Below are 14,794 nucleotides of genomic sequence, written 5' to 3'. Positions count from 1 at the left end.
ACCAGAATGTTACAGTTATTTAGTCAAACCAATGCTTCAAGTTTTTTTAACCAAGCATGGAAATGAGGGCACGCGTTGCGAATTGCATCCAGCCCGATTTCGCACGCGATAAGTGGGCCATGAACGGTTTTTTGGTAGGTCGACATGGCAGCCAACACGCGCTTTGATGGGGCAGTTTGCGGGCTATCGTTGATATCTTCTGGAGTTGTATAGGCTTGAGTTACTGCACTTAATGTTTGCACCACGGTCGCATCATCCGTCCATTCGCCGAATTTTTCTGGTTGCACAAATAGCAGAGCCTCGAATTCGTGGATCATCAAGTTCGGAATAAAGTTGGCTAAATTAATGTCTTGTGCCAACTGCATTTCAAGGAATGCTGTTTTCTGACTGCCGCTACCCATGCTCGGATAGTTCACCAAACTTTTGCCTGGGAAGTCGCCGGGCAGTGCATAAAGATCAAACATAGTCGTGACATACGCTTCGGAGTCTTGCTTGCAAAGGCGCAGTAATTGTGGTTTGACCTTAGCATAACTCACCACACCGCCTTTGTAACCGGGACTGGTGCTGATAATGATAGGCGTGAAATATATTCCTATCCGGGCATAATGTGGCGATAGTAATTCGCGCACGAAAGCTTCTTCTGTCTGGCCCTCCACTATGATATACACACGCGTCATCGTGTTGGCCTCCCACCTAGTAAGTTTTTCTTCCACAAGTCGCCCAAACTATATTCTGCCAACCACTCATCTAGAGCCGCACCATTGGGCCGCTCAAAGGTTGATGCGCCATCATGCTTATTAACAACAATCAGATCATCCGCATCGAATTCATTGACCAATTCGACCGATTGAGTAGAAATAATGAGTTGATGTTTGTCGGCAGCCGATTTCATCAAACCGCCCAGTACGGCAATGGCAAAAGGGTGTAAGCCAAGTTCCGGTTCGTCAATTAGAATGGCCGCCGGCATGAATTCTTCAGGTTGCAGCAAGACGGTGGCGAGGCAGATAAAGCGCAGGGTGCCGTCAGACAACGCGCTTGCTGTGAATGGCACATCCTGCCCCGCCTCAGTCCATTCAAGCTGGATTTTTTCCTTGTTATCGACCGTGGGGCGAAGATGAAAATCGCCAAAGTAAGGCGCTACCAACTGAATGGATTTGACAATACGCTTGTAGTTCGCTTCGTGATGAGTTTTCAGCCGATAGAGAAATGCAGCGAGGTTACGGGCATCGTCGCGTAAGTATTCATTGTCGTTAATTCCGTGTACTTGCTTAACCAGCGCGCTATTGCTGGTGTCGTGGAAATGATAAAGTCGCCAACTACGCATAGCGGGAACAACGAAGTTATAAATCTTCGTTTCGTTCTTTTGTTCTTCCACATAGGTTTCAAAGTGTCCCGAACGAGGCCGCCAATCCCCATGCACATTCCACCAGAGCGCCTCATGCGAAAATATCATTCGATTGTCTTGGGTCGGCTTTAGCTTAAATTTGTAGCCGTTGTTGCCAAAATAAAGTTCCGCGCACAGTTCCTCGGTTTGCTTACGACCGAAATGTAATAAAGCGTCAGGACCGCCCGCTGTGCCAACTGTCGCCTGGAGTTGCTGATCTAGGATACGGTTGATCAAGCGAAAAAAACCGATGAAATTGGACTTTCCCGCACCGTTAGCTCCAATCAATACGTTTAATTTTCCGAGTGCAATGTCGCACTCAGCAATAGACTTGTAACCCCGCAATACTAGCCTGGAGAGTTGGTTTAAGTCGTTGATTTTTTTAATCATGTCGATACCTAGCTAGCAATAAATTCATATCAACTTTGTATTATTTAAATAATCCACTCTTGGACGAGTTACTGGAGTTTTGCTAACAATTCGGCACATCGTTTAAATTTACCGAATCAGAGACACTAAGAATTGGGCCATGAAAAAAAATATTGCAACCAAATAAGAATTACATAGCATACAACTCTCAGCTCAGTTTTAAAGACTCAGGAATTAGCGTTATTAACGCTATTACCGCAAAAAATGTATATATATTTGACTCAAACAAAAAATTCGCTGAAGCATCAGCTTTTTCTTAGCACTTTCAATTCTCCCACGCTGCTATAAGGTTGTCTAGCATGACTAAACCTACTGAGAATAGAGCCAATTTTAAAACCAAAGTGTGTGTATTAAAATCTGGTCTATTCCAATCGCTCATGCAATGTCGGTTTTGCATAACGACAGCGCTACAGACAACCTTACGACCATCACCATGCCCGTGATCATCACACCTGCAAGCAGCACACACGCCGATGCCGTGCTTGATTTTGAGATGCAGAACCGCGCCTATTTTGAGCAATGGGTGCATAGTCGTACCGATGCCTACTATCAGCCAGCGCGTGTGCGTGCCTCATTACATGCTGCCGAGACTGAGCGCGAGCAGGATAAGTCGTTTCAATATCTGATCTGGACGACGGCATCCGATACGACTCAAGCGCAATTAATCGGCCGGATTAATCTGACGAATATCGTCCGTCCGCATTACAACAAGGCGACGCTCGGCTATCGCATGGCGCAGCAGGCGACTGGTAAGGGGCAAGCCAGCGCGGCGGTACAACTGATCGTGCAAGAAGCCTTTGGCCCGCTCAAACTTTGGCGTATCGAGGCTGTGGTGCGTCCATCCAATATCGGGTCAACGAAGGTGCTGAAAAAAAATGGTTTTAGTGTCTTTGGCAAGTCGCGGCGCAGCGTTGAGTTGCATGGCGAACGGCATGATCTTTTGCACTTCGAGCGACGCGCCGAATAATCGATTAAGCTAGCTGTTCCTATTTTGCAGTTAGCCTAAGGAACGCGTATGCCACTCATCACACTTACTGTCCGCAAACCCAAATCCAGTGAATTCAAATCTGCGGTACTGGACGCTATTCATTCTGCCTTAGTCACCTCCGGCGTACCGGATACGGACAAATTCCAGCGGGTATTAGAACTGGATGCGGACGACTTTCGGTACGATAGTCATTACCCCGATCTCAGCTCTGCACGCACCGATGATTTTGTGCTGATCGAAATTCTCTGGTCCGTCGGTCGCAGTGTCAAAATCAAGAAAAAGCTCTTAGAAGATCTGATGCAAAAACTGACTCTGGCGGGATTGCATCCAGAGAATGTGATGGTCTGCTTTAAAGAAACGACTTGGGAAAACTGGTCATTCGGCGGAGGCCGCCTGATCCATACATGAGTCCGGATTTTTGATCAGCTCATGATCACTTCATGGCACTACAGATTGCATGCGATGCGTAAACAAGAGTCGCACCACCACTATTTGATCGTGAGCGCAGCGCAACCGGTTGGTTGTCTCTATCGTGCAGCACGAACCATTGACGCCAGGTCACTGCCCTTTGACCAGCGCATCCATTCGTAGTTTTAAGATTTATATGTGCAAGCACAGAAAGAATATCTATGAGCGCCCTTTTTACACCAGTCTCTATCGGTACACTTACATTAAAAAATCGCATCATCATCGCACCGATGTGTCAGTACTCTGCCGATGAAGGACAAGCGACCGACTGGCATATGTTCCACCTCGGCAGTCTCGCTTTGTCCGGTGCAGGTATGTTGATTATCGAGGCAACTGCCGTGGAGCCGGAAGGTCGTATCACGCCAGCGGATTTAGGCTTATGGTCGGATGCGACTGAAGCTGCATTAGCGCGGGTGCTGAAGGCATTACGGACTTATTCGGCGATGCCGATTGCAATTCAGCTCGCGCATGCTGGTCGCAAAGCATCGAGCCAGACGCCATGGGATGGCGGACAATTGATCCCGGTTGCACAAGGCGGCTGGCAGACTTCATCCGCATCAGCAATACCTCATAGCGAGCACGAGACGCCGCCACTTGCGCTGGATCAGGCCGGACTGATACGAGTGAAAAATGCCTTCGTCGCAGCGGCCATACGCAGTCACAAACTCGGTCTTGATGCGATAGAAGTGCATGCAGCCCATGGCTATCTGCTACACCAATTTTTATCGCCTATATCGAATCAACGCACCGATCAATACGGCGGCAACCTGGAAAACCGCTTGCGTTTTCCGCTAGAGGTATTCGAGGCCATGCGAGCCGCGATTCCCGCAGACACACCTGTCGGCATCCGGATCTCAGCAAGCGACTGGGTCGATGGTGGATGGGATACAAAACAGAGCATCGTCTTTGTGAAAGCCTTGGAAGAACGTAGCTGCGCTTTTGTCCATGTCTCCAGCGGCGGCATTTCACCACTTCAAAAAATTCCGGTCGAATCTGGCTATCAGGTCGGTTTCGCAGCACAGATCCGCCAGCACACCACAATGCCCGTCATCGCTGTCGGCCTGATCACAGAAGCAGAGCACGCCGAATCGATTATCGCCAGCGGTCAAGCCGATATGATCGCCCTCGCCCGAGGCATACTCTACGATCCGCACTGGCCCTGGCATGCTGCGGCAAAATTAGGCGGCACAGTAGACGCGCCCCGCCAATACTGGCGCTCACAGCCACGTGAACAGAAAGCCTTGTTTGGTGCGACGTCGATTGGTCAGCGTTAAAATTAATTTTTTATACAATCGACCAACATAAAAATGGGTGCGTTAAACGCACCCATTTTTTAAAATATCAGAAACAATATTACAAGAATTATTTTTGTAATTCAGGTGCTTCTAACAGCATTTTTTGCATTTTTACCAGAACATCCTCAGACGCTCTTTTGCCACTTAACGAATGATCTCTCTTAAATTCGTCAAATTCAGCCGACCCATCACCTGATGCTTTTTTCACTAAAATCGTTTTACCGGCAGCATCGCTGATACTACAGGTCAGCTCTGCGTTGAATTTAGTCGGAGGCCATGTAAATGGACTAGGAGAAGATGAGTTTGTCACCAAGCTAGGAGTGATGATGTAACTGACGCTATTTTTACTAATAGCATCGGAGTCATTTAAACTCTTTAGCTTTGTAACACTACTAAATGTATTGGATAACATTTTGTAAAATCCATTTTCGATGTCACGATATGGCATATAGCTGACTTTATCTCCACCACCTCCAGGCGTAATCACTTCTTTACGTAAAATATCGTCTGCTATGTAATAGGCGACATTTTTATTAATTTTCTGAGCGGTAACACTAGGTGCGATTTTATCTACCGCTGGAGAAATAACAATCGGATGAGCGCAGGCACTCATTAATAGTGCAGTAAAGACGGCTGAACATAAACTTAAAACGCGCATGTGAATTTCTTTCTAAAAATTGGATACATAACTTATTTGAGCGAGTCAATAAACGCTTTATCGGTATACAAGGAAGCCAATAATTTTTGAACCGCGGGTGAATATTCTTGCACTGCGCGAGGTATCGCTACAGCACCGGCAAAAGAAGAAGGGAATTCGCTGTTGATTGATTTCACTTGATCGTATGTAGTTTTTCCGTCTTTCTTCACGACGAAACGCGCCTCTATAATGACATTACCGATACTAAATCCCGATGCATCAATGTCATTTTTCAGTAAAGTTCCTGTGATCTCCAGATTGACATTTGGCGTAAATTTTCCTGCCAGGGTCAACTCCTGCTTAATAGCTTCTGACAGATAAATCGCATAGGAAGCTTGATAAGGTGAAGCGAGACTAGATCCGCGAATGCTAATAGGGTTCGCATTTTTAGGGTCATTTTTTGATACAAATTCACCTACCTTTGCCGAATAATTCCCAGCATCTTTTAAAGCCTGGATATTATTTTGTGAAGCGTCATACTTAGGCGCCATCATTGAGCAACCTGTGCTTGCTACAACAATAGCGAGTCCTGCAAATGCGGTGATAATTCGAGACATTTTCTTCCCTTGATTCATGATTTTTATTGTTTAATAATAACCAAAATATATGAATAGATTGGTTATCGCTTGAATTGACAGTCAACAAAAATACGCTTTACTGATCATTATTATCGAGACTGATACTGTTAGAATTTTCTCAATAACATTTTTCAACAAAGCAATATATTATGCATCTAACAATAAGAGTTTGACAAGACAAAGACATCAAAAAACTGTACTTACATCTTCCTTAAGTCAAGGGTAAGGGAATTGGACTTGCTACCACATTGCATGATTAATACCAGGTTGGGACTAAGTCGCAAACACGCGACTACCCGGATTTTGTTACCCGACCCAGCACCCAGCCAACCGACAGCACATAGCGACTCCCGCCAACAACGCGGGTTACGCTGTGCTCGCAGGCGTCGGGGCGAAATAGCTTGATTTTTTTTGAGCTGTAAATTGGTGTGGCACAGATAAAGTCGCCACCGGAACGTGGTGATTTCAGGATGAGATTGAGACGGTAATGACGCCCGTTTTGGACAGGATCGGTATGTGGCGGGATTTCGGCACCCTCGGGATAGCGGATGATGTAGCTGTCGAACGGAAGCGGCCATGGTGCCGTGAGCAAAAGCATTTTGTCATACCCTGTGCCCTGCCTGCCTCGTTGCCAGCGAAAAGCTTTCGATAAATACATGCGCAGGGATGTGAGTGCCATAACGGTGTGGTAGTTTGGTATTAGTGATAGATACGGAGGGCGAATATGGGCGATGCATTTTGATGGCGCCTATTCCCGATTCCGATGTGCAGGTCGCCGTCAGAGTTTATGTAAATTTTTGCTAGCCTCACGCACGCTCAATCCCGAGAATTGTTCTTGATGTGTCTGTAAAAACTGACGGATAAAATCAGGATCATGCCATGCATAATCGCGTAAAGCCCAGCCGATCGCTTTACGAATAAAAAATTCTTTTTCTTCTGCACAGAGTAATGCGTAGCGGCTGAGCCGCTCGGTATCAGTCGCCTCGCGCCAGCCGAGTTGATGCAATAAGGCGATGCGTCTCACCCAAAAATCAGGATGTTGAATTGCCGTATCCATCAAGGCTTGTACTCGTCTGTCTTGTGTGAGATGCGCTCTCAGTACATCGCTAGTTATACCAGCCAAGCCATCAACGGTATCCCACCATGATTTGGATTGCACCAGCATGAATAGCTGCGCAATCGTATCTGCTGGAGATGCCGCAGTCAGGACAGGAATATATTTCGCCAGCAGATCAATCGCGACATACTGGTACTCACGTTCGGGTAAAGACCAGAGCTGATCTGCCATGTCAAAAAGTTGTGCGGCAGTTGACGGCTTGAGCGCACGGATCAACGGCATAGCAGCTTGACGACGCACCGGAGCAGCAATGCCAAGATAGTCGAAGCGATCTTTCATATAAGCGCGCATACCGGGAGCGCGTTGTGGATCGGCGAATGGGATCAAGGCTTGCTGAAAGCCAGTGATGATGGTGCTTTGCGTGATTCTGTTTGCCATGCAATACAATTCCTAAAACTCAATCCGCAATACCGGTGCGGCTTAGCGAGCAAAAACCGTCTGAAAGGCGCATCAACATTGCGCAATCTGTTTCGGAAGTTTCTAAAAACATCCAAATGAACAAATCCAATTGACAGGACTTACAGCTAAACCAAAACCAAGACCTCTCAACACAGAGCTACGGAGGCATGGAAACACGGACAAAAGCAGGAGTAAGCGGTACGGAGTGTTTTCAGAAATCCCCTTCGCTGATAAGTGATAATTAATGTCACCCCTCGCCGACTACCTGCTCACTGCTCACCGCTCACTTATTACTCACTTGGTCTGCTGCGCAAAAAACTGGCAAACTTCGGCAGCCCTGTCGACGTCAGATCACGATAGCGATAAGTGATTGTGCTGCCTATCGCCGGAGGATCGCGTCGTTGCGCGTCACTCAATCCGGTTCCCAAGCGGAAGCGCTGCCCATCGGGAGTTTGTACGACCAGTGCACCTAACAAACCCTGATATTTGCCATGCCCTGCTTCGTGAGCGACGACAACGGCTTCGGCATCAAGCTGCGGTTTTAGTTTCAATAATAACTCGGATCGTCCTGTCTGCCAGGTCGCATCTGCTCTGTGCAGCATCAAGCCTTCACCGCCACCATGAACAACTTGCGCAAGTTGTTGCTTGAGGCTTGCTTTGTCTGCGATACGTGTTTGCGCTAATACTTGCAACCAGGCGACATTCGCTTTTGCCACGCTTGCCTGTAAGCTCGCAATCCGTTGCGAAAAGTCGCCCTCGCCGTTTGGCAACTCATACAGCTGATAGCTAATTAACTTCCATTCGGCATCATCAGGCTCCTGGCGGCGTACCGCAGCAGACACCTGATCAAAGCGACGGCGCCCCATCCACAGTTCGCCATCCAGAGCATGCTTTGGCAATGCAGCCGTAAACCAGGCTGGTGCGTGGATTAATTTACCACTACGAAAACGCAATTGCTGCCCATCCCAATATGCCCGCACACCATCAAGCTTTTCACTCACCAGATAGCGTGTGACATCAAATTTATCTGCGTAATTTTGCGCCAGCAATAAAGGCGGCGCAGTGATCTCGCCTTGAGCACTTGCAGACTGTGCGGCGTAGATAGATACGCCGGGATGCAAAACGCCGCTGAGCAATAGCAACGCAACTATTTTTCGTAATGGCGGGAGTTGAGGTGTTTTCATCAAAAATCCAATCGCATGAAGATGTTTAGTAAATTCGCTACAAAGGATACAGAAGGATGGACACAACATGGATCTGACAAGACATTACTACGACACAGATTGGTAATGCCATTCAATCCAGCCACAAAAACCTGAGATTACCATCCCTGCACAGGCGAGGACGCCGCTAGATTTCAACCTTCGCCAGAACGATAAAACTAAGGCTAGGCTTAACTGGACTGCATTAATCTAGCGGACTAATTTAACCCAGTTCGATTTAGTTTAATTCAGTTTTTTTAAGGTCTCTTTTACCGCCGCTGCACTCGAACTATTCGGTGCCAGTTGCAAAAAATTGTTGTAAGCGACTTTGGCCTTCTCATTCTCGTTCAGGCGAGCGCGGGCATCTCCTAGGTTCAAATACGCGACGGCTCTCGATGGATCGATCTGCAGGGTATTTTCAAACCAGCGAGCCGCCTCAGCGTATTTCTCTTGTTTAAAATAGACAAAGCCCAGATTATTGGCAGCCAGACCGAAGTCAGGCCGGTATTTCAGTGCCTCGGTAAATGCCGCTTCTGCCTGTGCATATTGCTTCTCACGATAATGTTGCAAGCCTTGATCGTTGGCGCGCTGCGCTAGCTGACGTGACGAGGCATCGACAGGTTTAGGAGCGGCAATTTTTTGCTCGCCACCGTTCAGGTTCTTGATGACGATTGCCGTATCATTGCCCGCCTTGACACGTGCGCCATCGAGTTTGCTGTTGAGCGCAATGGCGTCGGCCGATAACTGGTCCGTTTTTGCATTCAAAAATTCTGCTTCGCTACGCACCTCGAACACAAACTCACCGCCCTCTGATCCGGGCAAACTGCCGAACGCAGGCGTTTGTTGCGAGACGCTGGAGACCGCAGGGGCGATATAGGCGGCGAGTTCTGTCGCAGTGATCATACCGTCACCATTGAGATCCGCCTTGCCCGACAAGGCTTGCAACAGCGTCCAGGTAAATACCGAGTGCCCGTTCGGGCCGCCGTCAGCAACCAACTGATCGGCACCGCCAGCGGTTAACATCTGGCGACCAAGTCGCTTCGCATTCTCACGCAAGAACGAACTACCACCACTGCCACGCGTCAATCCCAGTCCGCTATAACAGGCATCCATGACAAACAAGACGTGCTTGGCATTCAGATTCTCGGCAATATTCTGTAAATCCGTCATGGGAATCGCATCGACAGAGACTTGTTCAGGATCAGAATCGACCGGAATAATGTAGCCGAGGTTACGACCCGAACTCAGTTTGCGCGTGGCACCATGACCGGCGAAGAAGACAAAGACACGATCATCTTTTTTCAATTGACCGTGCCCCAGCTTATCGTGAAATACCGCAAGAATATTATTTCTGGTGGCATCAGCATTGGTCAACGTGATCACCTTGTCACCCGCAAAACCCATGCGATTGACGAGCGTGTCGCGGATCGCATTAGCGTCTTGGACGGCGTATTGCAGTTTCGGCCATTTGGCATAATCGTTAATCCCGATGACAACAGCCCAACTGTTTTGATAATCGGTTGTGACATTGAGTTTTTCTACCGGCGCCTTGCTATCTTTGCCGATCTCAAATTCATTACCATCCCAACCTGCAAAACGATAACCATCAGCGATCAATCTGTCTAATACCAGGGGTAAAGCCTTGACAGTACGTTCATGAATATCATGGAACAAAATAATGCCGCGTTGCTCTTTATCGACCGTGGCGAGTACGCGATTAGCAATCGAGTTCGGCACCGGATCAGCCCAATCCAGAGAGTCGATATTCCACATCACCGAACGCAATCCCAGACTAGACAAAATCTCCATACCCTCTTTATTTTTCGCACCATAAGGAAAACGGAACAATGACGAGCGTGCGGGATCGATTGCTTTCAGGAGCTGATCGGTTTGCGCAATTTCGGCATGCAGGCTGTCACCATTTTGTTTGGACAATAAGGCATGGCTAAAACTATGGTTGGCTAATGTGTGTCCTGCAGCGAGTAATTTTTTGCTGGTATCCGCATTCTTATTCAGCTTTTCTTTACCTTGCGCATCAATGCTGCCGACATTGCGTCCTACCTGAAAAAAGACTGCCGGTACATTGTATTGTTTCAAAATCGCGGCGATTTCGTCGGTATAGGTTGAATGAGGGCCGTCATCGAAGGTGAGTACGACAGTTTTAGCCGGCAGACCTGTGCCGAAAATTTCTTTCTCTTTTGCGGAGTTACCAGCGACTTCCGGTATTTCCGGATAAGGCAAAATCACGCCGTAATCCTTAAGAATTTGTTCACGCGGATATAGCTTGCGTAACTTGGTCAGGTAATCGTCCCAGCGCTCACGCTTGAGCTCAATCGAGCGCGATTCAAAACGAGAGAAGATGTCCTTGAGCTCCTTGTCATATTCTTTTTCAATCTCGTTTAAAGCCGCAAGATCTTCAGTGACCCGTTTGTGCAGTTTGATCGCGGGTAAAGTCTGTTCGCTGGCAATAGCTTTTTGTAATTTGAGCAAAATCTCCTGGAACGCCAGACGGTCAGCATCGTATAAACCATCTCCGGATTCAATAAAACTCAGCATCGCATCAAATGCGGCTTCCCGCTCGGTGGTTTTGTAAGCTTGTACTGTTTTCAAATACGCATCGACATTTTCCAGTCGCACCAGATTCTCATGGAACAAGGCTTGGCCTATACGGTTCGCTGCGGACTTCTCTTTAACAGACAAAGTTTTTTCATCTGCCAGCAACACGATGACTTTGCGGTACGCAGCGAGAATATCGTTGAATTCTTTGGGTAATCCGTTTGCCGTCTTCTCAGCTCCGGATGCGGCGGCAACGCTGTCAACGCTTTCTGAGGATTTTTTGGGGTTTGATTGAACAAAAAAATAAGCGGTAATTGCTACCGCTATTGTGATCAGAACTGCGACAAGAACTAGAAGAATTCGACGAGATTTCATCATGGCGGCATTTGACTAAGGGAATGACGTATCTTAATTCAAATTAGCTCAGACATGAAAAAAACATAATGATTTGACATGCATTGGTGCATGATGCAGATCATCAGATGCAGATAATAGAAATGACTTAGCCGGTCACTGCATCAGTTACTGCAAGCGCATTTACCTTGCACCCCTCTCCCGCATGCAGGAGAGGGGTGTTTATAAGTTCGTTTTTGCGCTCGTTTTTGCGCTGATATAAGAAGAGCTTACGACGTAATTACGACCTCTTTTTTCTCATTCTTGTTCAACAAATCTTTGGCAGCCAGCGCGAGAAAAGCATCGACTGCGGAGGCGCTGCCGCCGCCAGTTTGTATGCTTGGTACCATAGCGATATGGCCTTTCTCTATCGCCTCGGCAAAACGCAGCAGTACGGTTTGCTGGAATTGCAGCTCTGGTCCACCGTAAGCTTCGACGTTCAGGCGAGTGGCTTTGGCCTGCGCTTCACCCACTTGTTGCAATTGATAGGCCTCGGCGTTCGCGAGCGTACGTTTAGCATCGGCGGCACCGGATGCTGCCTGGCGCGCTTCTTCGGCAGACTTGATTGCTTTCTGTACCGCTGCACTACCTTGGTTCTCGGCGATTTTGACGGCAAGCTCAGACTCGGTAATAGCAGTCTGTTGTTTGGCTTTGGCTTCGGCCTCGCGCAAAATACGTTCTTGTACTGCGGCTGTTTCTTTGGTTTTATAGGTTTCTAACTGCTCTCTGGAAACCTGACGTTCACGCAATTGTTTAAGGATGACTTCAATTTGCGTATCACCTGTTTTAGCACGAGGCGTGCCAATCAGAACCTCGTTCAGAGTCAGGTTATATCCTTCAAAATTCTTGCGCATTTCGGCTTTGGCGCGCTCTTGAATATCCGAGCGTTCTTGCAATAATTCAATCAAGGTTTTGCCCTGACCAATATTTTTAAAATAGGCAGCAACCATTGGATCCAGCGTTTGTTCGACTAATTTTTGAATATCGCCAAAGCGCTGTATCACGAGTGGTGCCATTTTATAATCGATGTTGACGACGACCGACAAAGGCAGATCAGGCTCGAATGCGTCCTTGGTAATCAGTGATACTTCGCTCAGGTGCTTGTCGAGCTCATGCGAACCGACTGCGCCTGATTGCCACTTAAGAATAAAATTCGTGGTCGGCACATCAATCACACGCTTGGCATACGGATTTAAGGCGTATTTGCCTGGTAAAAGAGGTGTGACTTGTACGCCTTTTTCATCACTACCCACCAGCTCACCATGACGATAGGCGTCACCAGTCACATCGTTGCCAGCCTTGCCGGTGTAGGACACGACGACACCGACGTAACCAACCGGAACCACGCGTTTTTCAACGATTTCATACGTAGCGAAACGGGCGTTCAGATAATACGTACCTTCGACCAGTACTTGCAGTTGACGGCCTTTGTAGCCACCGGATTCTATGAATACCTCAGGATTCTGGAAGTCGTGATGATAACTACTGCTTTCATGCGGATCAGCACCGACAACGGGGGCAACAATCGTACCTTCGGGCAGCGATTGCCCCTCATGCGTCGTGATCACCGCGAGCTTATCGTCACGTATCACTAAAGGCTGGAAACCATTGCGGGTACGTAGTTCACCTAGCATCTCGGCCAACTGTCCGACCACTTCTCCATCAGTACTGACATTGCCATCACCCGGCAAGGGCAAGGCACAAACCTTATCTGTCGTCAGCACCACAAATTGGGCGAGATTGATCGCGTAAGTACCCTCACGCAGGATTTTTCTTTGCAGTCCTTTTTGACCAGCGCTGGTCAAAAAGCCGCGCACATCGGTGAAGTCATTCGCGGTTTTGTTGCATGCCAGATTCTGCGTCGGCGCCATTGCCTGCCCATCACGGGCAAACACATACGCCAGCGTCCCTTGTTGTATGGTGACCAGATCATGCCGGTGAATCGCATACTGGAATGGAAAGAACACATGAAAACCGCCGCGCAGAACTTCGGGTTGAAAACCAGCTTCTCCATTTAACGCGATAAAACCGTGTTCCAGAGAGCCAGAGGTAGACCATTTCTTTTCAACGATACCGATTTTTTCATTCGATATATAGACCAGTATATTGCTGGTGTAGAGAAGGATAATCGCTATAAAGACGATGATGCCTAAAATAATTTCAAACATGAGAATATCTCTTTCAAGTTAACTCCGATGGTTCGGAAATGCAGCAGCCTGACTGGCACTTTGTGAGCACCTGCCTTACTGCTTTGCTGGGTATGGTTACTACGGGGCAGCGCGGAGTCTGTCACACTCCTCGCTGAATCAGGACATCAGGACGGTCGTCGCGGCGCAGCTACTTCGCTAGCGATGACTTTTTGGGATTTGGCTACTTGCATGGCGGTCGCAATTAGACCGCTCATATCGCCGAGATTAGCCGGGACGATAATTGAATTATTGGTTTTTGCTAAATTCGCAAAGGCGCTGACGTATTGCTCTGCGACTTTCAGATTAACCGCATCTGCGCCGCCGGGGGATTGAATCGCTGCCGCAGTTTTACGAATCGCTTCGGAACTTGCCTCGGCAATTGCGAGAATCGCAGCAGCCTGACCTTGGGCACGATTAATCGAAGCTTGTTTTTCGCCCTCAGATTTTGCGATTGATGCCTCTCGCTCACCGGTGGCAATATTAATCTGCTCTTGCTTACGCCCTTCGGACGCGGCGATCAGCGCACGCTTCTCCCGCTCTGCCGTAATCTGCGCCTGCATTGCATGCAGAATTTCTTTTGGTGGCGTCAGATCCTTGATTTCATAGCGCAGGACTTTGACACCCCAGTTAGCGGCAGACTCATCAATCGCGTTGACGATAGTGGTGTTGATGTGATCGCGTTCTTCGAAGGTTTTATCAAGTTCCATCTTACCGATGACAGAGCGTAAGGTCGTTTGCGCTAATTGCGTAATCGCGGCAATGTAGTTTGACGAACCGTACGAAGCGCGCATCGCGTCCGTGATCTGAAAATACAAAATACCGTCGACCTGTAACTGCGTATTGTCTTTGGTAATACAGACTTGCGGCGGTACATCGAGCGGGATTTCTTTTAGTACGTGTTTGTAGGCGATGCGGTCAATAAACGGCACCACGATATTCAAGCCAGGCCCAAGGGTCGCATGATATTTACCCAGTCGCTCGACGACCCAGGCATGCTGTTGAGGTACGACATTGATGGTTTTAACGACAAATACAATCGCCAGTACGAAGAGCACGAGAGCGACGCTTCCTATATTTTCCATATACTTACCTTTATTGT

13 protein-coding genes are annotated in these 14,794 nt (G+C 48.0%); 3 read left to right on the top strand and 10 right to left on the bottom strand.

The window, feature by feature from the left end; translation table 11 throughout:
• Window positions 1-23: 23 nt before the first annotated feature.
• Window positions 24-677, bottom strand: a complete 654-nt coding sequence (locus tag ACO0K4_RS11125; RefSeq protein WP_422956693.1) for a DUF4276 family protein — start codon at window positions 675-677, stop codon at window positions 24-26.
• Window positions 674-1,774 (bottom strand): AAA family ATPase, encoded by a 1,101-nt coding sequence (locus ACO0K4_RS11120; protein ID WP_422956692.1) that lies wholly within the window; start codon window positions 1,772-1,774, stop codon window positions 674-676. The genes ACO0K4_RS11125 and ACO0K4_RS11120 overlap by 4 nt, the downstream gene beginning before the upstream one ends.
• A 421-nt stretch (window positions 1,775-2,195) precedes the next feature.
• On the opposite strand from ACO0K4_RS11120, the gene ACO0K4_RS11115 reads away from it, so the two are divergent.
• From ACO0K4_RS11115 to ACO0K4_RS11105, 3 genes are all read left to right on the top strand, one after another.
• Window positions 2,196-2,780 carry a GNAT family N-acetyltransferase gene (locus ACO0K4_RS11115; protein ID WP_422956691.1) on the top strand — a complete coding sequence of 195 codons (585 nt, stop codon included), beginning with the start codon at window positions 2,196-2,198 and terminating at the stop codon, window positions 2,778-2,780.
• A gap of 48 nt (window positions 2,781-2,828) precedes the next feature.
• A complete protein-coding gene (locus ACO0K4_RS11110; protein WP_422956690.1) occupies window positions 2,829-3,209 on the top strand; it encodes a tautomerase family protein in 381 nt (126 codons plus the stop codon).
• Between the two features lie 221 nt (window positions 3,210-3,430).
• The gene (locus tag ACO0K4_RS11105) at window positions 3,431-4,543 is read left to right on the top strand and encodes an NADH:flavin oxidoreductase/NADH oxidase (RefSeq protein ID WP_422956689.1); all 1,113 of its coding nucleotides are present in this window, start codon (window positions 3,431-3,433) and stop codon (window positions 4,541-4,543) included.
• Between the two features lie 88 nt (window positions 4,544-4,631).
• Here ACO0K4_RS11105 and ACO0K4_RS11100 read toward each other — a convergent pair whose 3' ends face one another.
• The 8 genes from ACO0K4_RS11100 to ACO0K4_RS11065 all read right to left on the bottom strand — a co-directional run bounded on the left by ACO0K4_RS11100 (window position 4,632) and on the right by ACO0K4_RS11065 (window position 14,777).
• Window positions 4,632-5,222, bottom strand: a complete 591-nt coding sequence (locus ACO0K4_RS11100; protein ID WP_422956688.1) for a hypothetical protein — start codon at window positions 5,220-5,222, stop codon at window positions 4,632-4,634.
• Between the two features lie 32 nt (window positions 5,223-5,254).
• Entirely contained in the window at window positions 5,255-5,818 is a 564-nt protein-coding gene (locus tag ACO0K4_RS11095) for a hypothetical protein (protein WP_422956687.1), read from the bottom strand.
• Window positions 5,819-6,131: 313 nt separating this feature from the next.
• Entirely contained in the window at window positions 6,132-6,518 is a 387-nt protein-coding gene (locus tag ACO0K4_RS11090; protein WP_422956686.1) for a 2OG-Fe(II) oxygenase, read from the bottom strand.
• Window positions 6,519-6,617: 99 nt separating this feature from the next.
• Window positions 6,618-7,334 (bottom strand): DNA alkylation repair protein, encoded by a 717-nt coding sequence (locus ACO0K4_RS11085; protein WP_422956685.1) that lies wholly within the window; start codon window positions 7,332-7,334, stop codon window positions 6,618-6,620.
• 311 nt (window positions 7,335-7,645) lie between these two features.
• Window positions 7,646-8,539, bottom strand: a complete 894-nt coding sequence (locus ACO0K4_RS11080) for a DNA ligase (RefSeq protein WP_422956684.1) — start codon at window positions 8,537-8,539, stop codon at window positions 7,646-7,648.
• A gap of 261 nt (window positions 8,540-8,800) precedes the next feature.
• Window positions 8,801-11,491, bottom strand: a complete 2,691-nt coding sequence (locus ACO0K4_RS11075) for a polysaccharide deacetylase family protein (protein ID WP_422956683.1) — start codon at window positions 11,489-11,491, stop codon at window positions 8,801-8,803.
• 245 nt (window positions 11,492-11,736) lie between these two features.
• Window positions 11,737-13,674 carry an SPFH domain-containing protein gene (locus ACO0K4_RS11070; RefSeq protein WP_422956682.1) on the bottom strand — a complete coding sequence of 646 codons (1,938 nt, stop codon included), beginning with the start codon at window positions 13,672-13,674 and terminating at the stop codon, window positions 11,737-11,739.
• Window positions 13,675-13,820: 146 nt separating this feature from the next.
• Entirely contained in the window at window positions 13,821-14,777 is a 957-nt protein-coding gene (locus ACO0K4_RS11065; protein ID WP_422956681.1) for an SPFH domain-containing protein, read from the bottom strand.
• Window positions 14,778-14,794 lie beyond the last annotated feature (17 nt).

The organism is Undibacterium sp. RuTC16W (assembly GCF_049339445.1).
Lineage (GTDB): Bacteria > Pseudomonadota > Gammaproteobacteria > Burkholderiales > Burkholderiaceae_D > Undibacterium.
The sequence above is the reverse complement of the archived record's forward strand: the minus strand, read 5'-3'. Positions and strand labels throughout refer to the sequence as shown.